The organism is Jejuia spongiicola (genome assembly GCF_023502325.1).
Classification (GTDB): domain Bacteria; phylum Bacteroidota; class Bacteroidia; order Flavobacteriales; family Flavobacteriaceae; genus Wocania_A; species Wocania_A spongiicola.
Genome location: NZ_JAMFLZ010000002.1, coordinates 625,883 through 648,952, shown reverse-complemented (window position 1 = coordinate 648,952; position 23,070 = coordinate 625,883). Strand labels below are relative to the sequence as shown.

Annotated in this window: 22 protein-coding genes; 6 read left to right on the top strand and 16 right to left on the bottom strand. The window is 28.4% G+C overall.

The genetic code is table 11. The features are described 5' to 3' along the window. Position 1 precedes the first annotated feature (1 nt). From M3P09_RS06795 to lptB, 4 genes are read left to right on the top strand one after another with little or no spacing between them, the layout of a single operon-like run. Positions 2-919, top strand: a complete 918-nt coding sequence (locus M3P09_RS06795) for a KpsF/GutQ family sugar-phosphate isomerase (RefSeq protein ID WP_430886763.1) — start codon at positions 2-4, stop codon at positions 917-919. After that, positions 919-1,743, top strand: coding sequence for a twin-arginine translocase subunit TatC (gene tatC, locus M3P09_RS06790; protein WP_099565495.1), 825 nt, complete (start codon positions 919-921; stop codon positions 1,741-1,743). The genes M3P09_RS06795 and tatC overlap by 1 nt, the downstream gene beginning before the upstream one ends. Beyond that, positions 1,736-2,083 (top strand): carboxymuconolactone decarboxylase family protein, encoded by a 348-nt coding sequence (locus M3P09_RS06785; RefSeq protein WP_099565496.1) that lies wholly within the window; start codon positions 1,736-1,738, stop codon positions 2,081-2,083. Before tatC ends, M3P09_RS06785 begins: the two co-directional genes overlap by 8 nt. 23 nt (positions 2,084-2,106) lie before the next feature. Next, the gene (lptB, locus tag M3P09_RS06780; protein WP_099565497.1) at positions 2,107-2,847 is read left to right on the top strand and encodes an LPS export ABC transporter ATP-binding protein; all 741 of its coding nucleotides are present in this window, start codon (positions 2,107-2,109) and stop codon (positions 2,845-2,847) included. Positions 2,848-2,856: 9 nt separating this feature from the next. Here the strand turns inward: lptB and M3P09_RS06775 are convergent, their stop codons facing one another. Together M3P09_RS06775 and M3P09_RS06770 are read right to left on the bottom strand one after the other, a co-directional pair. Beyond that, complete coding sequence (locus M3P09_RS06775; protein ID WP_249972527.1) at positions 2,857-3,735, bottom strand: DUF808 domain-containing protein; 879 nt, start codon at positions 3,733-3,735, stop codon at positions 2,857-2,859. Between the two features lie 6 nt (positions 3,736-3,741). Next, positions 3,742-4,491 (bottom strand): CDP-alcohol phosphatidyltransferase family protein, encoded by a 750-nt coding sequence (locus M3P09_RS06770; protein WP_249972526.1) that lies wholly within the window; start codon positions 4,489-4,491, stop codon positions 3,742-3,744. 125 nt (positions 4,492-4,616) lie between these two features. Here M3P09_RS06770 and M3P09_RS06765 point away from each other — a divergent pair, with 125 nt between their 5' ends. Both M3P09_RS06765 and M3P09_RS06760 read left to right on the top strand, forming a co-directional pair. Continuing rightward, positions 4,617-5,687 carry a putative type IX sorting system protein PorV2 gene (locus M3P09_RS06765; RefSeq protein ID WP_488592972.1) on the top strand — a complete coding sequence of 357 codons (1,071 nt, stop codon included), beginning with the start codon at positions 4,617-4,619 and terminating at the stop codon, positions 5,685-5,687. A gap of 10 nt (positions 5,688-5,697) precedes the next feature. Next, the gene (locus M3P09_RS06760; RefSeq protein ID WP_249972525.1) at positions 5,698-6,882 is read left to right on the top strand and encodes a lipoprotein N-acyltransferase Lnb domain-containing protein; all 1,185 of its coding nucleotides are present in this window, start codon (positions 5,698-5,700) and stop codon (positions 6,880-6,882) included. 9 nt (positions 6,883-6,891) lie between these two features. On the opposite strand, the gene M3P09_RS06755 is transcribed toward M3P09_RS06760, so the two are convergent. The 14 genes from M3P09_RS06755 to M3P09_RS06690 all read right to left on the bottom strand — a co-directional run bounded on the left by M3P09_RS06755 (position 6,892) and on the right by M3P09_RS06690 (position 23,069). Then, positions 6,892-8,283, bottom strand: coding sequence for an exopolysaccharide biosynthesis polyprenyl glycosylphosphotransferase (locus M3P09_RS06755; protein ID WP_249972524.1), 1,392 nt, complete (start codon positions 8,281-8,283; stop codon positions 6,892-6,894). Positions 8,284-8,344: 61 nt separating this feature from the next. Further along, complete coding sequence (locus tag M3P09_RS06750; protein ID WP_249972523.1) at positions 8,345-9,355, bottom strand: glycosyltransferase family 4 protein; 1,011 nt, start codon at positions 9,353-9,355, stop codon at positions 8,345-8,347. Next, a complete protein-coding gene (locus M3P09_RS06745) occupies positions 9,352-10,941 on the bottom strand; it encodes a hypothetical protein (protein WP_249972522.1) in 1,590 nt (529 codons plus the stop codon). Before M3P09_RS06745 ends, M3P09_RS06750 begins: the two co-directional genes overlap by 4 nt. Next, positions 10,942-11,880, bottom strand: a complete 939-nt coding sequence (locus M3P09_RS06740; protein ID WP_249972521.1) for a glycosyltransferase family 2 protein — start codon at positions 11,878-11,880, stop codon at positions 10,942-10,944. Then, entirely contained in the window at positions 11,877-13,196 is a 1,320-nt protein-coding gene (locus M3P09_RS06735; RefSeq protein ID WP_249972520.1) for a hypothetical protein, read from the bottom strand. Before M3P09_RS06735 ends, M3P09_RS06740 begins: the two co-directional genes overlap by 4 nt. 7 nt (positions 13,197-13,203) lie before the next feature. Continuing rightward, positions 13,204-14,277 (bottom strand): glycosyltransferase, encoded by a 1,074-nt coding sequence (locus M3P09_RS06730; RefSeq protein WP_249972519.1) that lies wholly within the window; start codon positions 14,275-14,277, stop codon positions 13,204-13,206. After that, entirely contained in the window at positions 14,278-15,396 is a 1,119-nt protein-coding gene (locus M3P09_RS06725) for a glycosyltransferase (RefSeq protein ID WP_249972518.1), read from the bottom strand. Beyond that, positions 15,393-16,394, bottom strand: a complete 1,002-nt coding sequence (locus M3P09_RS06720; protein ID WP_430886761.1) for a glycosyltransferase family 2 protein — start codon at positions 16,392-16,394, stop codon at positions 15,393-15,395. The genes M3P09_RS06725 and M3P09_RS06720 overlap by 4 nt, the downstream gene beginning before the upstream one ends. Beyond that, positions 16,391-17,419 (bottom strand): exostosin domain-containing protein, encoded by a 1,029-nt coding sequence (locus tag M3P09_RS06715; protein ID WP_249972517.1) that lies wholly within the window; start codon positions 17,417-17,419, stop codon positions 16,391-16,393. Before M3P09_RS06715 ends, M3P09_RS06720 begins: the two co-directional genes overlap by 4 nt. Then, positions 17,412-18,971: a glycosyltransferase family 2 protein gene (locus tag M3P09_RS06710; RefSeq protein WP_249972516.1), complete on the bottom strand. Its 1,560-nt coding sequence runs from the start codon at positions 18,969-18,971 to the stop codon at positions 17,412-17,414. The genes M3P09_RS06715 and M3P09_RS06710 overlap by 8 nt, the downstream gene beginning before the upstream one ends. After that, the gene (locus M3P09_RS06705; RefSeq protein ID WP_249972515.1) at positions 18,968-20,113 is read right to left on the bottom strand and encodes a glycosyltransferase family 4 protein; all 1,146 of its coding nucleotides are present in this window, start codon (positions 20,111-20,113) and stop codon (positions 18,968-18,970) included. The genes M3P09_RS06710 and M3P09_RS06705 overlap by 4 nt, the downstream gene beginning before the upstream one ends. A 1-nt stretch (position 20,114) precedes the next feature. Further along, positions 20,115-21,332: a hypothetical protein gene (locus M3P09_RS06700; RefSeq protein ID WP_249972514.1), complete on the bottom strand. Its 1,218-nt coding sequence runs from the start codon at positions 21,330-21,332 to the stop codon at positions 20,115-20,117. After that, positions 21,325-22,440, bottom strand: coding sequence for a dTDP-4-amino-4,6-dideoxygalactose transaminase (rffA, locus tag M3P09_RS06695; protein ID WP_249972513.1), 1,116 nt, complete (start codon positions 22,438-22,440; stop codon positions 21,325-21,327). The genes M3P09_RS06700 and rffA overlap by 8 nt, the downstream gene beginning before the upstream one ends. Continuing rightward, positions 22,437-23,069 carry an acetyltransferase gene (locus M3P09_RS06690; protein WP_249972512.1) on the bottom strand — a complete coding sequence of 211 codons (633 nt, stop codon included), beginning with the start codon at positions 23,067-23,069 and terminating at the stop codon, positions 22,437-22,439. Before M3P09_RS06690 ends, rffA begins: the two co-directional genes overlap by 4 nt. Between the last annotated feature and the right edge of the window lies 1 nt (position 23,070).

The following is a 23,070-nucleotide window of genomic DNA, read 5'->3' as shown; positions in this document are numbered from 1 at the left end:
AATGGAAAGTGAATCTATTTCTAACTTAGCTAACCTTATTACTGATGATTTTGCAAAAGCAGTAAAACTTATTTACACATCCAAAGGGCGAGTAATTATTACAGGAATTGGTAAAAGTGCCATTATAGCAAATAAAATTGTGGCAACATTAAACTCAACTGGAACTCCCGCTGTTTTTATGCATGCTGCCGATGCAATCCATGGCGATTTAGGGCTAATTCTTAAAGATGATGTGGTTATCTGTATTTCAAAAAGCGGAAATACCCCTGAGATTAAAGTTTTAGTACCTTTAATAAAAAGTGCAAAAAATAAAATGATTGCCATTACGGGTAATACTGCGTCATTTTTAGGACAACAAGCAGATTATATTTTAAATGCCTTTGTAGAGCAAGAAGCTTGTCCTAATAATTTAGCTCCAACTACTAGTACCACAGCTCAATTAGTTATTGGTGATGCACTAGCAGTTTGTTTATTAGATTTGCGAGGTTTTTCAAGTAACGATTTTGCTAAATATCACCCTGGTGGTGCATTAGGTAAAAAATTGTACTTAAGAGTTCATGATATTTCATCGGTAAATGAAAAACCAAAAGTACATTTAGATACAAGCATTAAAAACATAATTATTGAAATTACAGAAAAAATGCTAGGGGTTACAGCAGTTGTTGAAAACGAAAAAATTGTTGGTATTATTACAGATGGTGATTTACGTAGAATGTTAACCAAAGTTGATGATTTTTCTACTTTAACTGCAAAAGATATTATGAGTCCCAATCCTAAACATATAAATGTTGATGCTATGGCTGTTGATGCATTAGAAACTATGGAAACCAATGGTATTTCTCAATTACTTGTAGAAAACAATGGTAATTATGCGGGAGTAGTACATTTACATGATTTAATTAAAGAAGGTATTATATAATGGCAAAGAAAGATATTAATGAGATGTCTTTTTTAGATCATCTTGAAGATTTACGATGGCATTTAATAAGAATAGTTTTAGCAGTTGTTATTGTTGCTACTTTGGTTTTTATTTTTAGCCGATTTGTTTTTGACGAAGTTATTTTTGCACCACTGGAAATGACCTTTCCAACATATCATTTTTTGTGTAATGGAGCAACCTTCTTAGGTGTAGAAACTACATTTTGTGCCGAAGAAATGCCAATGATAATACAAAATCGTACTGTGGGTGGTCAATTTTCTGCAGATATTTGGACAGCAATTTTAGGAGGTTTTATTATATCATTTCCATATGTAATATACCAATTATGGAAATTTATTAGCCCCGGATTACATTCAAATGAGCGTAAACATTCGCGTGGTTTTATTATAATTTCATCGCTTTTATTTTTTATTGGCGTATTATTCGGTTATTACATTGTAGCTCCTTTGTCACTTAATTTTCTAGCTAATTATAGTATTTCCAAAGTTGTAGACAATCAAATCGATATAAGCTCATATATTGCTCTAGTAAGAAATTCAGCTTTAGCTTCAGGGCTAATTTTTGAGTTACCAATTATCATCTATTTTTTTACTAAAATAGGTTTAGTTACACCAGAAGTATTAAGAAAGTACAGAAAATATGCACTTGTAATTGTATTAATTTTAGCGGCAGTTATTACGCCTCCTGATGTTGTAAGTCAAGTTATTGTTGCTATTCCAATTATAATATTATATCAAGTAAGCATTTATATCTCTAAAATTGTTATACGAAATCAAAAAAGAAAAGAGAAACAACATGTCTGATATTGTTACCGAGTTTAATGAATATCGGGAAAGAATGAATGATAAAATTCTTGCCGATAACAATAAAATTATAAAACGTATTTTTAATTTAGATACTAACGCTTTCGCGGAAGGCGCCTTAGATGTTAAAACTAAAGAGCTGTTAGGTTTAGTAGCATCTATGGTTTTAAGATGTGATGATTGTGTAAAATATCACCTTGAAGCATGTTATAAAGAAGGTATTCCTAAAACACAAGTTGTTGAAACTTTAAGTATTGCTAATTTAATTGGAGGTACCATAGTAATTCCACATTTGCGTCGTGCATACGAATTTTGGGATGCATTAGAAGCCAATAATTAATTAAAATTTACGTTATTGCAAGTATGATTTTAAGAGCTGAAAATTTAATGAAGTCCTATAGTGGGCGAAAAGTAGTAAAAGATGTTTCTCTTGAAGTAAATCAAGGTGAAATTGTCGGGCTATTAGGGCCAAATGGTGCTGGAAAAACAACATCTTTTTACATGATTGTTGGTTTAATAAAACCCAATGGTGGGCATATTTTTTTAGATAATACAGAGATCACTAAATACCCTATGTATAAGCGTGCGCAAAATGGAATTGGATATTTAGCACAAGAAGCTTCGGTATTTAGGAAGCTGAGTATTGAAGATAACATTTTAAGTGTATTACAACTTACTAAGCTAAGTAAAAAAGAGCAGCACGATAAAATGGAATCGCTTATTGAAGAATTTGGCCTGGGTCATATTCGTAAAAACCGTGGTGATTTATTATCAGGAGGAGAGCGTCGCCGTACAGAGATTGCTCGTGCCTTAGCTACCGATCCTAGTTTTATTTTATTGGATGAACCTTTTGCAGGTGTTGACCCAGTAGCAGTTGAAGATATACAACGTATTGTAGCACAACTTACCAAAAAGAATATTGGTATTTTAATTACCGATCATAACGTACAAGAAACTTTAGCAATAACAGATAGAACATACTTAATGTTTGAAGGAGGTATTTTAAAACATGGTATTCCTGAAGATCTTGCTAATGATGAAATGGTACGTAAAGTATATTTAGGACAAAACTTCGAGCTTCGTAAGAAGAAGATTAGAGACTAGTTTTTCTTTCTATTTAATAACTTTTCGTTTAAAAATAAGCTTGAAAAGTTTTACCACTAAAACTGCAATAGCTCCAACTATTAAACCAACAATAAAATCTCTTAAGATTGAAGGTAATCCACCTAAAAAATGGTGAAGAAAATCAATGTTATGGACAAAAATACCACCAGAAACTAAAATCAATGCTATTGTACCAATCACGGATAAACTTTTAATAACAACAGGCAACGCATTTATTAAAAGGTTTCCAATAAATTTTGAAATACTTTTTTTCTTACTACTTAGTTTTACAAGTCTGTAACCAAAATCATCCATTCTCACGATTAGAGCAACTATACCATAAACACCAACAGTAGCTATAATAGCAACAATAGAAACAACTATTATTTGAAACAATATAGGCCTTCCTAAGACCGTACCTAAAGCAATAATTACAATTTCAACTGATAATATAAAATCGGTAAAAATAGCTGATTTTATTTTTGTTTTCTCAACTTTAAGCACCTCTTCTTCAGAAACAGTTTCTTCGTCAATTTTAATTTTGGTATGCTCATGTGGTACAAAAAACTCATATATTTTTTCAGCGCCTTCAAAAGCTAAATACACACCACCTAGCACTAAGGCCAATTTTACTCCCCAAGGTGCAAAGGCACTAAGTAAAAAAGCAATGGGTAAAATAATTAGTTTGTTAAGAAATGAGCCTTTAGTAATTGCCCATAAAACGGGTAATTCTCTAGAAGAAACAAACCCAGTTGCCTTTTCTGCATTAACCGCTAAATCATCGCCTAAAATTCCTGCCGTCTTTTTTGTGCTAATCTTACTCATTACAACTACATCGTCCATTAAGGCTGCTATGTCGTCAAATAATGCAAAAAATCCTGATGCCATGTATTCTTATTTTGATGTTAAGTTGTCTAAAATAGACATCATTATGTATAGTAATATTATTAAAGGAATTGCCGCAAATTTTAATACAATTAAAAGCACAATACATAGTAATATAAAAATATAACGAGCTGCATTATCTTTAAAACTCCAAGTTTTAAACTTTAAAGCAAATAATTTAATTTTTGAATTTAATATCCAACAACTAAAAACGGTCAAACCAATTAAAAACCATTGATTTAAAATGATTGAGTTGATTAAATCGCTATTCTGAAATTCCATAATTAATGGAAGGGATACTATCAACAAAGTATTTGCTGGCGTTGGTAAGCCTTTAAAATAGGCTTGTTGCTCGATATCAATATTAAATTTTGCTAAACGGTATGCTGATGCTAAAGTAATGGTTAAGCCTAAGAATGGTAAAAAACTCCCTCCACCTATTTCTAAAAGCAAATTAGTACTATCCGTTTTATAAAAATTATCAACCCAAGTAAGTTGAGTTAACTCAATAAGCTTAAACATTACAATTCCTGGAACCAATCCGCTAGTTATCATATCTGCTAACGAGTCTAATTGTACTCCCAATTCACTTTGAACGTTTAACTTCCTTGCCGCAAATCCATCAAAAAAATCAAAGAATATACCAAGAAAAACAAATAAAGCTGAAGCAACAAAATTATTATTTACTGCAAAAATTACAGCAATACAACCACAAAATAAATTTAAAAGGGTTAATGCATTAGGAATATATCGCTTCATATCTGATATTTTATTGTTGTAAAAATAGCAAAGTATTTCGGTCTAAAACAAAGAAGAAACAATATTGTATTTATTTTGAAGTTTATTAGGTGATAAATTATATGCATCTTTGTAAAAAATTGCGATTGAAAATTAATATAACCACATTATTTTGTTTGTTATCATTAGCAGTATATAGTCAAACTGTTAGAAAATATTCCAACGAGTTTATGAATATTGGTGTTGATGCTGCTGCTTTGGGTATGAGTAGTGCAGTTACAGCACACACTAATGATGTAAACTCTGGTTATTGGAATCCAGCTGGTATATTAAAACTTGAAGACAATCAACTTGCCTTAATGCACTCTAGTTACTTTGCCAATATTGCAAATTACGATTATGCAGCTTTTGCTATGCCTCTTGATAATAGAAGTGCTATTGGTATATCACTAATTCGCTTTGCTGTTGATGACATATTAAACACCACGCAATTAATTGATGCTCAAGGAAATATTAATTATGACAGAATTAGTTTATTTTCAACTGCTGATTATGGATTAACTTTTTCGTATGCCAGAAAGTTACCAGTTCAAGGATTAAATTATGGTATTAATGCTAAAATAATTCGTAGAATTATTGGAGATTTTGCTTCGTCTTGGGGTTTTGGTTTTGATGTTGGTGTTCAATTTGAAACTAAAAATAATTGGAAGTTTGGTGTTATGGCACGCGATATTACAACCACTTTTAATGCTTGGGCAATTGATGAAGAGGAATTTGCAAAAATACAAAATGCAGTTGCAGGGCAAAATCAAGAATTACCAGAAACCACAGAAATAACCATTCCGAAATTGCAAATTGGCATATCAAAATTAGTCGATTTTAATGTAGATTATACACTTTTAACAGCAGTAAACTTAAATGTACGATTTGAAGAAAACAACGATATTGTTTCGTCATCATTTGCCAGTATAAATCCAGCATTAGGATTTGAATTTGGGTATATTGATATGGTTTATTTACGAGCTGGTGTTGGTAATTTTCAAAATGAATTACAAATAGATAATACCGAACAGCTAAGTTTTCAACCTAGTTTTGGTGTTGGTTTTAAATATAACGGTGTACAAATAGATTATGCATTTACAGATATTGGCGATCAAAGTATAGCATTATATTCAAATGTGTTTTCTTTAAAACTAGATTTAAGTATATTTAGATAATCTATAATTCATGAAAAAAGCATTACTTCTTTTACTCATTTTTCTATTTACTCAGACCCTAATTGGTCAACAAATAGAATTATCTAACGAAGCAAAAATCAGCGTGCTTACTATCGGTCCCGGCTCGTCTTTAAATGATGCTTTTGGCCATAGTGCTTTTAGAATTCGTGATATTAGTAAAGGAATAGATTGGGTTTACGGTTATGGTGAATATGATTTTGATACGCCTAATTTTTATTTGAAATTTGCTCAAGGAAAGCTTAATTATTTAATTAGCAAAGATGGTTTTCAAAAATTTTACAGAGTATACTCCTATTATGACAGAACTATAAAAGAACAGGTTTTAAATCTTTCTCAGCCAGAAAAACAAAAGCTCTTTAATTTTTTAGTTAATAATTATAAACCAAAAAATAGGGCTTATTTATATGAGTTTTTTTTTGATAATTGTGCTACTAAAATTAAAGATGTAGCCAATATTACACTAAATAACAATATTGCTTTTACTGAACCAGAAGATTTTAAACAGCAAACCTTTAGAACTTTAATTCATAATAACCTTAATAAAAATTCTTGGGGAAGTTTAGGTATAGATGTAGCTTTGGGCTCTGTTATTGACAAAAAAGCAACACTAGAACAACACATGTTTTTACCAGAAAATATTTATAAATTCTTTGAAAACGCAACCATAAAAAACAGCGACACACCTCTAGTTAAGGAAAGTAAAACACTATATACTCAAAAAAACACTTATAAATCTAGTCCCTTTTTATCAAGCCCATTATTGATTTTTGGTATTATTGGGTTTCTAATATTTTTTATTACCTATAAGGACAGTAAAAAACAAAAGCGAAGTAAATGGCTTGATACATCTTTATTTTGTATTACAGGCATTGTTGGTGTTTTTATTTTATTTCTTTGGTTTGCAACCGATCATACAGGAACACATCAAAATTATAATTTACTTTGGGCATTTGCACTTAATTTATTTATGGTTCCACAATTACTAAAAAAGAAAACGAGTAATTGGTTTGTTAAATATTTAAAACTATTAGTTATTTTACTTTGTTTAATGACTTTACACTGGATAATTGGTGTGCAAGTATTTGCTATTGGGTTAATTCCGTTTTTGATAGCTCTTTTTATAAGATATCTTTATTTGGTAAAATACTTTAACAAACAAGTTATAAAACAATAAAAGACGCAGCTATTGTCCTCTAAAAAATATCATCGTGCTTAACGTTTTTACAAGAATATTTACGTCTAGAAAAAAACTTCGGTGCTTGATATAATACAAATCGTACTGTAACTTAAGAAGGCTATCATCAACTGAGGAACCATATCTAGTTTTTACTTGAGCCCAACCTGTTAACCCTGGTTTTACAATATGTCTGGTTTCATAAAAAGGTAGTAATTGTGACAGTTCTCTAACAAAAAAAGGGCGTTCAGGCCTTGGGCCAATTAAACTCATATCTCCCATTAAAATATTCCAAAATTGCGGAATTTCATCTAATCTAGAATGTCGTAAAAATTTACCAAATTTGGTAATTCTTGCATCGTTCTTTTTTGCCCAAACCGCTCCTTCCTTTTCAGCATTCTTGATCATGGTTCTGAATTTAATAATTCTAAAAAGGTTTCCATTTTTACCAATCCGTTCTTGTGAATAAAAAAGTGTCCCTCTATTACCAATAATGTTTCCTAAAAGAATTAATGGTAGTAAAATAATTCCTAACAAAATCCCTATAAGAGAAATGAGCAAATCAAAAAAGCGATGAAAAAACAAGTATAATTTATTTTGGTTACTTCGGCTAAATGGAAAATATTTATAGAAATCTTTTCCAACAAATTGAACAGGAATACGTTGGGTTAAATCTTCATAAACTTGCGTATATTCCCTTATTGGAAATCCACCCTCCAAAAGTGTAATTAAGTCCTTATAAATTGCTGGTGTTATCGTTTCAGAGTTATAACTGGCTATAACAACCTCAGATATGTTTTCGTCTTTAATAACTTGATAGATTTGTTTTGGACTATACTCAATAATTCCTTTAAACTTTACTTTATCCGTTTTATTTATTTCACAATTAATAAACCCAACAATTTTATAACTAGGGTCAGCTACATTGAAGGCTTCCACGATAGATTTAATATTAGATGTTTCTCCTACAATGATTACTTTTTTATAAAATCTTGGAGATACCACAAAAGTAATATAGGCTAATCTCCATAGAAAAAGGGCTAATAATATAGCAAAATAAAAGTATAATATTTGCAATCTATTATCAGGCAAAATAGGCGTAAAAAATGGTGTTAAAAAGTAAAATAACACAGTAATAGAAACGGTAAGTACAATATTAGCAGAAACAGTTTCTATTTTACTAGACTTTTGCAAATCATATAACTCGAAAATTGTTCCAAAAACTGATATATAAAGAATTAACACAAAAACCCATGTCCAGTTTTCTTTAGTAATTGTAAAATAATCAAACTTAAATGTGTTGCTTACAAAGTACAATACCACAAGTGCAGATATTAAATCGAATAATCGAAGTAAAATTTTACGTTCAGATATATTAAAATGAATACTGCTATTAGACATTTCTTGTTAGGGTAATTTGAAAGACTATAAAGATACTAAGTAAATTTAATTCAGTGCTAAATTACTGCAAGAGTTTAATCCATTGTTTTTTAACTACGTTCCAATCGAAATGTTCTGCTTTTCTTCTAGCAGATACAGCCATATCAATAGCTTTTTCAGGTTTGCTTTTTATTTCTAAAATGGCTTTTACAAAAGCTTCAACATTATTGGGCTCTACTAAAACGCCATCAACTTCATTATTAATTAAAAAGGGTACACCTCCAACATTTGTAGAAATAATAGGAAAACCTAATGCCATGGCTTCAATAACACTTACAGGCATATTATCAAAATTAGTAGTATTTATAAAAATATTGAAATTTTTAGAAAGATCTATCCATTCATTCTTTGTAAGCTTTCCAGTAAAAATGACTTCTACATTAAGCTGCTTTGCGTAAGCTTTAGTTTTTTGCAATGAACCATCATTTTCTGGTCCTATCATACAAAGCGAAACACTAATTGATTGGTCTTTTAGTGCTTTTAAGATTTTTATTGCTAAAATTGGATTATAAATTTCTGAAAATGATCTCACCCAAAGTAAATTAACATTACTAAATTCTTTTTCTTGAAAGGGATATTTTTTTAACTCAATTGAATTAGGAATGCATATTATGTTTTTATATCCAAAATTCTCAAAATTAGATTGTGTATACTTCGAAGGTGCTATATTTTTATACGCATTATTGAATATTTTTTTTGATAAGTTTGGCGATTTTTTTATTCGATTTGGTAAGTTCCCTCCTCTTAAAATTGGAATATATTTTAGTTTAAAAAAACGACATAACTGACTTACAAGAAAAGCATAATAAAAATTAGATGTGCTATAGGTATCAATTAAAACAAAAGCGGTATTCTTTTTGTATATAACAACGCTATATAACATATCCAGTAATCTAAATACTTTATTTGTTTTTTTAGAAGCTGTTTTTACTGTAAATCCTTCAACCTCTAATAGCTTACCTAAGGTTTCAATAGATGTTGGCGTTTTATATTTATGCGATAATTTATTCCCTATATAAAGTAGTTGCTTCATTCTAATTTATACAATATTAGCTTATTAATTTTATGAGTTATTTTTAAATTGTAGTTATCATTTTCGGTAATATAATAATCTACTCCTAGAGATTTTAAAAACTCAACTTTTTCATTAAAGGTTGCCAATCTTTTATAATGCTGCTTATCTAGATACCATTGTATGAGTTTTGAAGGATTACTTTCAATAATCATCGATGCACCTTTATTATCTAAAATCACTGAACGCTTTGCTGCACATCTATAAAAATAATCGCCAAAAAGAACCGCATCAATCTGTGTATTCTTTTCAATATATTTTGCCATTGCATCTTTGGTCTTATTTCCACTTTGTGATGGTTTACCAACACTTAAATTAAATGGTAAAACTGAGTTAAAAATTGCAGTATTAAAAATAGTGCCACTAATAAAACTATTAGGTTTACTAAAAACCAAAACTAAAAAATAAAATAGTAAAAATGGTGTCAACCAATTTTTTAATAGTGTGTTTTTAAAAATATAAACAAGCAAAAAAAACATAGCGAAATAACTAGGAATGACAACCATTTTTTGAGTACGAATAAGTTGAAACGACATTCTGAAGTTTTGATTAAAAACATTATTTACGAAGCTTTCAAAATAAACTGAAGTTAATGGTATTATAAAAAGCAATAAGGTTAATAAAGCTATAACCCTTGCTTTTTTAAATTCATTTTTATTTTTTTTTGATATTATATAATAGATAATAACTGGTATTAAAAAAAGTGCTGATTTATTTTTAAACCAATACAATGAAAACTCAACAGGGTTTTTAAAAATAACAGGTATCCTTGCTTGAAAAGCTTTATCAAATAAACCTAAATCATATGTAACAGTTGATGATGTTTTCCCAAAATATGTTAATATAAATGGTAACATTCCCACTATTAAACTTAATAAAACTAAAACAGTATTTCTAAAACTAAAAATCATATCGCTTTTAAAACATATGCTATAAAAAAATAAAAACAAAAGGAATAACATAATGCCTCCTAAACCAGTTATTGGGTGAAAATTGAATATAAATCCGATAATAAATGATGCTATAATAATTGAACTTAATTTGTTTGTTAATAACAAAAAAGGTAATGGAAAAAGTGCTATGTACAAAGTTCTAGGCATCATTGACCATAAACCAGAAATACCTAGAACCTCAAGGCCAGGAATCCATACAATTCCTCTTACAAATACAGACATAAATAGTGCTAACCAAAAATGCTTTGCATATTTAAAGAATAATAAAAACCATAAAACACCGAAAACAAAATGACAAATAGTGTGCATTATATTTAAAGCTTGTAAATAATTATAATCATTAAATTTTGCTAAAAACCGCAACGTTTGTACATAAAAAGGGGTGTAATATTTTACATTTTCTATAGTATCTACATATAAGTCGTGTTTATATAATTCTGGGTTATCATATTTCTGGGCTATTGGAATTATATTCAACAAATCTGAAGATAGCTGACTATAAGTAGTGTTTGAATTTTCAAAATAATAAGCTAAAGAAATAGTTAAATTAATTGCTATAACAATTAGAAATTTAAACTTATTATTCGAGGCCATCTATTTTGCTTTTGGAGCATTAATAATATCGTAATGAATAGCTTGTAACAATAATTGAAACCCAATAATAATTGTTAAAGTTACTAACATTATAGTACCAGTTGGAGCTAGCATATTATTTGATACAAAATGCCACCAATTATAAATACCGTATATAACTCCAAAAAGGAATAAAGGAATCCCTAACAATATATATATTGAAGAGATATTAAAATCGTAAACAAAGTAGCTTTTAATTATACGTTTTACAAACGTTTTTAAAAGCTTAGGTATAAATACAAAAGGCATTTTCCATACTTTCATGTTAGATTTTTCATTGCCATAAATTGCTGGCATAGGTAAATCTTTTATAATAGTATTTTGAAAATATAGTTCTGCAATTAATGATGTTTCAAAATAATATCTATTCGAAATATTATCAAAATCTAATGCCTTTAAAGTTTTTGTTTTAACAGCAAAAAAACCGTTGGTAGGGTCAAAATTATTCCAATAACCAGTGGCAGCTTTTGTTAAAAAAGATAATATCAAATTACCAGTTTTTCTTAAAAAAGGCATGTTTTTTAGAGCTTTAAAATCTCTAAATCGATTTCCTTTAGAATATTGAGCTTCATTCTTTAATAATGGGTTTATTAATTCATCAATATAAGATGTGTCCATTTGGTCATCTGCATCTACCTTTATTACAATGTCTATGCTGTCTTCAATAGCTTTAATAAAACCAAATTTAGTTGCACCACCAACACCAAGATTTTTATCAGTTTTTAAATAAACAATATTTGTGAACTTTTGCAATTCATCCATAGGGATTTCTTCCTTACTACAATCGTTAATAAGATATATTCTATTAATTGTTTTAGGCAGCTTATTAATTACACTTAATATATGCTTTGATGCATTATAAAATGGAATAATTACAGCTATACTATTACTGTTTTTCATTTGTTAAAATAATATCGTGGTGCAATTAGTAAAATTGTTATTAATAAAAAATATCCTAAAATAGCAAACAATGGTCTATATATATATAAATGTTCTCCAAAAAACAAGGTCACTAACATTGCCATTATTAAACCATTCAAAGCTAATTTTAAAAACGATACTTTTCCAAATTTAAGATATATATAAGATGTTAACCACTTAAAATATAAAAATAAACCAACTACACCTACTTCATTAATTAAACTTAAATAAATATTATGTGCAGAATAACCTACTAAAAGCCTATTATTAAGTCCAATCCCTATTGGGACAATATAAAGATTAGAAAATAAGTATTTTAAGTATATAAGAGATAATCTGTTTCTTCCAGCTCCTAAATCTTCATATAATTGTCCTACATCTAAATTAGTACCTGTTAACAAAGTTGGATCTGAAACTTTATTTACTACTCTATTTTCAAACGTTTCTACAATAGTATCTATCACTTCTAAATTGAAAAAAAAACCAACAACAACTACAATAGATATTAATACAGATAATGCAAAGAACTTCTTCGTTTTTGAAATAAATAAATAACATAAAAAAACGATTAAAGCCAAATATGTTGTTCTAGAGCCTGATATACCTATTGTAGCAATACTTGCTATTATAGAAAAAATCACTAATAATCTATTAACTTTAACTTGTTTTTGAAAAAAAAGACCTATTGAAAAAACAAAGCTAAAAAACATAAACATCCCTAAAACAATTTTATTAGGCCCTAAGGTGCCTGAAATAAACCCTCCGTATGCTCTTCTATAAATATCATTCCATAAAAAAGGAACTTGTCCATAATGTTGCAAAAACACTAATACTGATTCGCAAATTGTTAAAATTAAAATTATAGTAGCAATAAGTTTATATCTACCTCTTTCTCTAAGATATATAGAAAACAAAACTGCTGTGTAGAAAAAAACTAGAAAGTGATAATAATATAAACAAGTTTGAATAAACCAAAGTGGTCTGCCTTTCACAAAACTGAATATAGCTGTAAAAATTAATGTAAATCCACACCATAAAATAAATGTATTTAAGTATTTTAAGTAACTTTTCAAGTTTATGTATTGAATTATAAAAGAGCGGTTTATAAACACAAAAAGCAGTATAACAAACCCTAATATATCGTAAATTCTAAACTCGTTATCTCCTTTAAGGCTATATTTTAAAACTGGTAAATTATAGAAATAAGAACATATCATTAACACCAAAACCAATCTAATGTAAAATGGCTTAAGTAATAATTCGCTTCGTTTATTGATGTATTCTGTTTTATTCATTAATAAACTATAAAATTTTTTTATAAGTTAAAATAAGTGTTCTTGAGATAGCTCTTGTAGAAAAATATTTTTCAATACGTGTCTTTAATTTTTGTCCTATAACTTTTGCTTTAGATTGATTATCTATATAAAACAATATTGATTTTTCTAATAAATTTTTATCGGAAGGTTTTATAAGCAACCCATAATCATTGCTTAAAATCACATCTTTACAATCGCCTACATTTGTAACAATTACTGGCAAACCTGTTAAACCATATTCTAACAATGCAATTGGTAGCCCTTCAGATTTCGATGATAAAACTCCTATACTGCATTGACTCAAAATATAAGACACATCTGGTTTACTTCCATATAAAAATACATGATTATTTAAACCTAAATCAATAATCTGCTTTTTTACTGAACTTGAATAATCATCATTTAGATCTTTACCAACACAATGTAAGGTATATTCTGGGTGCTTTTTTACAACTTTTGCAAAGGCACTAATCAATGTATGATGATCTTTTTGTGATCTTAAATTAGCTAAATGAACTATACGTTTTCCTTCTTTGCCAAATAATTGAGTAATTGATTTAACTTTATTTTTAACAGCAAAATTTGCTAAATAACTAATACTTCTTGTTTTTAAGTGATTTTTAGCCCAATAAACCAAATTACTATTTACACTAAAAACATGATCGAAATATTTTGAACAAAATTTTAAAATCCAAAATTTTCTTTTATGCAAATACTCACTATTTCCATAATGATCATGCCAAATTATTTTGACTTCTTTATTTAACAATTTTATTATAGTTGCCAAGAAAAATGATGTTGAATGTGCATGAATAACATCAATATGCTGTTGTTTCACATATCTGTTTAATCTTATAATAGGCTTGAAATCTAGTGTCCTTTTTTTATTTAAAAATAAAAATTTTACACGCGTACTTAAACTTTCCTTTAATAAACCTTCATTTCTAGTTGCACATAAAAAAGATGTGTCAATTTCTTCAGCTAAAGAATTTGCAATATTGACTGCAGCACGTTCTGCTCCGCCAGTTTCTAAAGAATCAATTAATTGTAATACCCGCATTTATGATTTTAATAGTTTTGAGATTTCTGTTTCAAAAACATCTAAAGTATAATTTTGCGACCACTTACTTGCCAATAAACTTACTGATTTTAAATTTGAAGTATCTTTTAAGTGTAAATTAATTTGCCTTACTGCATCATTTAAATTAGGCTCAATTAATACACCCCGATTTCCATAATCTAGCATAAAAGGAACACAAGATATTTTTGTAGCAATTGGAATGACTCCAAAAAACATAGCTTCTGCAACTGCTTTTGGCCAACCTTCAGATTTTGATGCTAAAATTAAAAAATGTGATTCCTTCAATGCTTTTTTAATAGTATTTTTCCTTTGACTACCTTTTAAAATTACAATGTTTTCTAGATTATTATTAGTAATATATTTTTGTAGTTCTGGCTTTAAAACTCCTTCGCCATATAGTTCTAAAATTACTTTTTTACCTTGAATATATAAAGCTTCAACTATTTTAATGGCTAGTAAAGGTCTTTTTCCTTTCACTAAACTTCCAACAAAAACAAAGTTTAATTTAGCATCATAATTTCGTTCAATTTCATCTTCAATTTCCGAATTATAAAAACTCGCAGTAAAAAAGGGCTTTATATTTTTTGTTTGATTTTTCCAATCACCGTAAACTAAAACCTTTATGTTTTTGGTTAAAACAGTATTACTTAAAATCCATTTTTGAAACTTATAGCTTATAGGTTGTTTACTTTTAGGGTTCCAATTTCCTGCATATTTAGCTGTTTTTATTTTTTTTGAAAAAAATATTTGCACAAAACATCCAATAAGCCCAATATTTCCTGGGCAGCGCAAATGTATATGGTCTGCATTTTTACAAGCTCTAAATATCGTGAAAAATATTTTTGGCAATTTTAAAATTGATGAAACGGAGTTTTTAAAACTAGTAAAAGCTATTGAAGGAATAGTATTTAGATGAATATTTTGGTACACATATGAAGCTTCTATATTTGAAATTTCTTTATTAATTTTTGGTGCAACAATTTCGATCTTATCGGCATACTTTAACCATATATTCATTTCTTTAACATATGGTGCGTAAGCATACAACGAATTATTATGCTCCTTATGCATAGTATGCGAAATGATTAAAAACCTCATTGTTTTACTTTAGGTTTATTAAAAATTAAAGACCACCAACCTACTATTCTGCCTAGGCATTCAGTAAAAGCCTCTTGTTTTTTATTAGTATTAAAAACATTTATAAATCTTATTTTTATTAATAAAATGGCTGTAGCATTCCATTTAAAACGTGCTTTTAAACTTGGTTTAGGGTATTTTACACGCCAAACGCTCCAACCGTTACGTAAAACCATTTTACCATACTTAAACTTGTTTGGTCTACCAGTATCATCATGATAATGATATAATTGCGCAGATGTGTTTATATATAGTTTTCCTTTTTTTGAAAGACGTAATGAAAAATCGGTATCTTCATACAATCCATAACCTTCAAAATATGGTGAAAATTTAAAATGATTAAAAACTTCTTTTTTATATGATGAAACGCCTCCCATAATTTGTTCAACATTGTAAATTTTTCCTGATGGTGGCAAAAAACCTATTGAACGTCCGTGAGCAAATGTTGGCAAAAACCCAGGGGTTTTATCTGGTAATAACCAAAAAAATCTTCTTACTCTAAACCTAAGCGGCTCGTTTCGCATCCAATCATCAAAATAAAATTTATTTTTACTTTCTGCATTATTCTTTACTTGCCAACCTACTTCATTTACAATATAACCGCCAATGGCTAAAGCATCTTTTTTAACAAAATAAGTGCCAATTAAATTTTTAAAATAATCATCTTTTAAAATAATATCATCATCTAAAAAACAAATGATTTCTGAGGCTTCATCTACTAAATCAATTCCAAAATTACGCTGCTTGGTTAACCCTCTATTTACTTTATCAACCTTAAAATATTTTAATTTTTCAAAACTGTTTTGCTTAAAAACGACTTCTGTTTCTGTATTTGTAGAGCCATCAATAATTAGAATTTCGTTTGGGTATAGAGACTGTGCTTTTACAGAATTTAATAAATCCAGTAAAGGTTTTGGCCTCATGTATGTACAAACTATAAGCGTAAATGGTAGCATCATTTTTGTTTTTTAAAAACTTTATAAAACTTAATAAAAAATGATTCTCGTTTCAAATGCGTTTCCCATAAATTTCTATTATTCTTTTGAATAGTTTCAAACTCATCTTCACCTTTAGAATTATGAAACTTTAAAATTTGTTCTTCTAATGATTCTTTTTTTGTTACATCTAAAATTACACAATGTTTTTTCCAATCAATAATATCTGATAAAGGTAATCTACAATCAGTGTTTAATAAAACGGGGATTCTTCCAACTGCTAATGTTTCATAAAAACGAACAGAAAAATTACCTGCGCCACGAATACAAAACGTATATGCGTTATTATATATATTTTGATAAAACTCTTGAGTTGTTTTTTGTTTATCTTCTATTGTTTTTACACCTGCTCTATACTTCTTTCTTAAAACAAATTGTGCTTCAATTTTATTACTGATTAATAATAAATCAAGATATTCTTTTCTTTTTATACTTGATGGGTAAAAAGGCTGAAAGTCAATTTTATTCTGTTTTAATTTTCGATTAAAATTAGTTTTCATATAACTTAAATACTCTTTAATATACTTTAAAAGCCCACCTTGTGCATGACCTACAAAGCCAATATTTGGTTTATTTTTTTTCTTTAGAGTTGAAAATGATTCTTTTAAATTTGATTGATATGGATCGTTAATAAATGATGGTATTATAACTGTACTATTATGAAGTTTTGAGTTTAAGCCTCCTAATCTAAAATTATAACTATTTGCTATATAAACTGTAAAACCATAATCTCCAGAAGTATATAACCAAATAGGCTTTTGGTTTTTTTTTGCTGCTTTATTTAGTTTATTGAATGCATTACGCTTTTTAAAAAAACTACTGTAATCTATAGGAAAAACTACAATATCGCAATCACTTATGTCATCAATAATAGCGTAATATGATACTAAAGTTTTATTTTTCAAATAAAACAAATCAAACAACAAAGGAAACACTTTACTCCTATGCTGTTCTTTTAAAAAAGTTTTATCTGTATAAAGCTTAAGCATCTGTTTTTTTATTCAATAAATATTCACTCCAAAACTCACTTCGTTTCCATTGCTTATTCATTCGCCTGATATATAACAATGGTGATTTTATGGATTGCTTTTTATAAAATTTCAAAAACAAAGTAAATTTGTAACCAAGCTTTTGAAACTTATTATAGTGTTTTTTTACATAAAGCATAACTGTTGGCGATGGTTTTGGCTCAAGTAAATCTTCACTCCAATCGGGTTTAAACTTTGTTCTAAATCCGCCATAAGGTAATTTTAAATGTGTTATTTTTATTTGAGGAAAATAAATAATATCATTTCCTGTTTGTCGCAACTGCATACCAAAATCTGAATCTTCTCTATAACCAAACTCAAAAGCTGTATCAAAAGATACATTTTTCAATAAACTCGATTTAAACATGGTGTTTCCCGAGCCAAAAATATCGGTTTGACTTGTGTTAAAATATGCTGGTTTTTCGTTAGGTTGAATGTACATAGTTGTAGCCACATTTATACCACAAAGTTTAATATTATTAAACAAATTTTCAATTAAATTACTTTCAAACCTGTTATCGTCGTCTCCTAATAAAACCCATTCACTTTCAACAAAACTTAAAGCTAAATTACGTGCGTTACAAACTCCTGTTTGATGAATAAATTTATGATTAATTTTAAAAGGCCAACTTTCTGAGGTTAAATAATCTAACTCAGATTTAGAGTTAGTATCCGGGTTTTGCTCAACAATTATAACGTTTTTAGGAAGAATCGTTTGTTTCGCTAAATCTTTTAAAACATTAAGTAAACTATCTTTTCTATCAATAGTTGGTATAATTACATCTACTTCTTTTTTATCAATAACTTTTCTTATAGATTTAATTGGTATTTGATTTAAATCAATACTAGTATTTAATTGTCTTATAAACAATGATTTTAAAAAAGGTAATAAAAGAAACTTCTTTTCAAAAAACAGAAAACATAGTAGCAAATTAACTGTCCATATAAATTTATAATGTTGTTTAGTAAATAAGAATACATCGTAAATTGAACTTGACTTCTTTTTATCTGAAATAGATTCTGAACCTTTTATCAAATTTGGTTGAGAATAACAAAACAAACCTTTTGACATACCTAATTTCGCCACAGAATTCAGAAAATAATCAAACCCTTTTCCGTTTTCAGTATGCTCAATTAAAGTCCCTAATATATTAGTATAAATACCACCAACATCACTGCTCATCATCCATGTTGGGTATTCTACATGTCTTGTAATGTTTGTGTAAGGCGTTTGTTCAACATATCCAATATGTGATGAAATACAATAATTTCCATTAATGCTATATGAACACATAACGCGTTTATGGTGAAAAACAGTTTCAATTTTCGAAAAATTGATTATGTCTTTATACGTTTCATTTACCCAAATTATTAATTCATTTGAATATGCTTTTGAAGCCTTACATAAAATTGAAACAATAGAATCAGAAGCATTAAAATCTATTGAAGGTACATTATCTCCTTCAAAATAAAGCGAAACTACTTTTTTTCCATCATGTATTAATACAATCATTTTATAATTGAATTATAATATTCAATATTCATTTCAGCGTTATTATCAATATCAAATAGCTCTTCTACTTTTTTTCTAGCTGCTTTTCCTATTTCTATGCATAATTTTTCGTTATTAAACAATTCCAGAATTTTAGTAGCATATTCATCTGTTTGTCTAGGGTGTACTAAAAACCCATTTACACCGTCATCAATTAACTCTTGAGCCCAACCGATACTTGTGTTTACAACAGGCTTTTGCAATGCCATAGATTCTATAGTTACCATACCTAAAGTTTCTGCAAACGACGGAAATACACAAACATGTGCTTTCTTAATATAGTTTTGAACTTCAGTGTAAGGAACTTTCCCTAAATAGTTACTTTGCTTTTTCGCTTTTGTGGAAAATAAATTTTCCATTAAGCTATAGGTTGATGTATAACTTGTTTTAATATCTGGCGAATCACTTCCTATTAAAATAAGCTTTGCTTCTGGGTTAGACTCTATAACTTTATTAAATATTTCAGCTAACTCTAAAACACCCTTTTTTCTAATAATTGTGCCAATATAAAGTATGGTATTTCTATCATAAACGTTTTGTGAATCATTTATAAAATCATCCAGCTTTAATCCGTAATGAATGGTTTTTATTTTCTCTTTATTTAATTCGAAAATTTTTTGAGTTTCAATTCCTGCATAGGTTGTTGGTGCGATATAAGCTTCTGCCTTTTTAAGCGCTAATTTTTCAAAAAGAAAGTTTTTTATCTTCTGCTTTCTGCCATCTAACTTACAAAAATAAGCATCACTGCCATGAAACCTAATTACTAGTGGCACATTAAAATTCATGAACGCTGTAATGCCAGTCCAATCTGGTGCTTCTAGAAGTTGAATATTTTTAGTCTTCACTATTACATTTGTATATTTCTGAATATGCCTTCTGTAGAAATACCAAGTCGCAATTTTATATTTTTTCTTTTTAATAAGGTGAATTTCTACGCCTTCATCTAAAAAAACTACTTCTGCTTCTTGATGGTACACAAAAACGGTAACGTTAACACCTTTTTTAACTAAAGTAACTGCTAAATTTTTTATACTTGTACCAATACCAGCCGCATACTTTATTTTAGCATGTGGATATTCAGATGTTATAAAACCTATTTTCATACTAAACCATCAGTTTTTCAAACATTCTAAAGCCACCATAACTTACTAATGCTAATAATACTATATAGTTTAGAAAGACTATTTTATTGTTTAACAGCTTGATTTCTTCTTGATAAGTATACCAAACTATTGCCATTACAAATATTGGCGCTAACCAACGTAGTTCGACATTGGATATAATTATAAATGAGAATGCTGCAATCATTATTAAAAAAGATGCTGGCAAAAAATAGTTATACTCAAGCTTTCTTTGTTTTAATAACTTAGCTAATGGAATTATTATAATTAATGCTAATATTAAACCTAATTGCCTAAATCCTAAAAATAACGTGTTACCAAAATCTTTAAAAAACTCTTTAAAAGTTAATTTTAAATCAAAAAATATAGCATCAGAAATACTTATAGGTAAAGACTCTACTCCATTTACGTTTATGTATTCTTGAGTTTCTGCCCAAGTTGGATGGCTTCCTTTTTTTAATTCACCCTTATTAATCAATAATTGGGCAAGATATTGCCTTTGCCCCCAGGTGGCATCAATGCTTTTAGGTGGTGATTTTAAATCATAAGATAATACTCCGTTTTCTTTTAAAGATGGAATATTGATTACTAGCATTATAATTAAGACTGCAATTGGATACCTTAATTTTAAGGTAAAACTTTTTCTACACTTATATATTATAAATAATCCTATTAAAACTACTGGAAGATATACTATCAGTAACGCCCTTGTAAAAAAAGCAATTATTAAGGCTACAAATGCTATACTGCTATCAAATTTTTTGTATTGATAAAGTAAAAAAACCTCGCTAAAAAAAACAATTAATGATACATTAAATAATGTATCGTTTGTGCCATAAAAAAAGAAAATTGTGGTACTTAAATAAAATACTAAATAGAAGTAGAAAGTTGTAGAAAACTTATACCGTTTTTCAAAATAGAAAAACAAAGCAATAGTTAAAAATAGACTAATTAGTCTTAAAGCAATATGTTTCTTTAATATAAAAGATAGAGGATATACCAAAATCATAAATGGTATAGAAATATTTTTAGTAATTGCGTCAATCCAACCTTTATTGTGAATTAAATTTAAATCGGAAACAAATAAAGCTTCGTCGCCTCTACCTGCAGGAATTTTAAGTATATAAATAGCAACGAGTATAGCATATATACTTACAGCAACAAAAAAGAACCGCTTTAAAATATGATTATATTTATCCATTAAATGTAATTAATTGATGTACTACATTCTCTGGTTTCAACTCATAAAACATTGGCATCCTTAACAATCTATCTGTAAACTTATCACTATTAGGCAATTTTCTATTATCATGATTTTCTTTATAATAATCACTTGCATGCAAGCTTAAATAATGAAAAACCGCTAGTACTTGATTATTTTTTAAATGTTTTATTAATGAAGTTCTTTGGTTTTCTGATTCACAAACCAAATAAAACATATGTGCGTTGTTTGACTCAGTAATAGGTTTTGGCATTAACTGAATATTATTTTTATTTGCCCATTCTTGTAAATTACTATGGTAATAATGCCAATGCTTTAGTCTTTCATTTTGAATATCTTTAATATTCTCAATTTGTGCCCAAAGAAAAGCAGCAATTATTTCTGATGGTAAAAATGATGAGCCTGTATCTACCCAACCATATTTATTAACTTCTCCTCTAAAAAACTCAGCTCTGTTGGTTCCTTTTTCCCAAATAATTTCAGATCTATTTATAAATCGTTCATCATTAATTGCTAATAAACCACCTTCGCCTGATATAATATTTTTAGTTTCATGAAATGAAAAAGCTGCCATATGACCAATAGAACCTAAATATTTTCCTTTATATTTTGAGCAAATAGCTTGTGCTGCATCTTCTATCACTAGTATGTTATGTTTATCTGCAATATTCATAATCACATCCATATCGCAAGGAACACCTGCATAATGAACAATTACAATTGCTTTTGTGTTAGAAGTAATTAAAGCTTCTATTTTGTCTGCATCTATATTAGGATTGTCTTTATAAGAATCTGCAAATACTATTTTAGCTCCTTGTCGCACAAATGCCAGGGCTGTAGATACAAATGTAAAACTAGGAATAATGACTTCATCATCTTGTTCAATGTTTGCTAATATTGCACACATTTCTAATGCATCAGTGCATGATGTTGTAAGCAATGCTTTTTTAAAACTAAACGTAGTTTCAAAATAATCATGACATTTTTTAGTATAATCTCCATTTCCAGAAATTTTCCCACGTTTAACCGCATCTTCGATATATTGGGTTTCTTTTCCTGTTAAATATGGTTTATTAAATGGAATCATCTTATGAATCTTGAAGGGTTACCTACATACAGGCCTGATTTCTCTATACTTTTAACAACTACTGTCCCTCCTCCTATTTGAACATCATCTACTATACTAATGTTATCAATTAGAGTAGAGTTTATGCCTATATTACATCTTTTTCCTATTGAAACAAATCCAGCTATGGCTACACTTGGTGAGATAAATGTATGGTTTTCTATTTTAGAATCGTGTGCAATAATACTACCCACATTTATAAAAACATTATCTTTTATAATAACTTTTTGATCTAAAACGGAACCTGGAAAAACACAAACACCATTTCCTATTTTACATGATGCATCCACAAAACAAGATGAATGTATAAACGTAGCAAAAGGGATTTTTTTATTTAATGTATTGAATATTTTTTCTCTAAAATCTAAATGCTTATAACCTATACCTATTATAATTTCGTCAAAAATTTTATTACTAAAAGCATTTTGAACTTCAGATAATTTGCCTAATATTTTTTTACCACTTACAACTGAATCTTTTTCAGTAAAATCGTCGAAAAAACCAACCACGTTAAATTGATTGTCAGTAGTAGCCTGATAAGCAATTTGCTGTCCTAAATCCCCAGAACCTATTATAGCTAACTTTTTCATA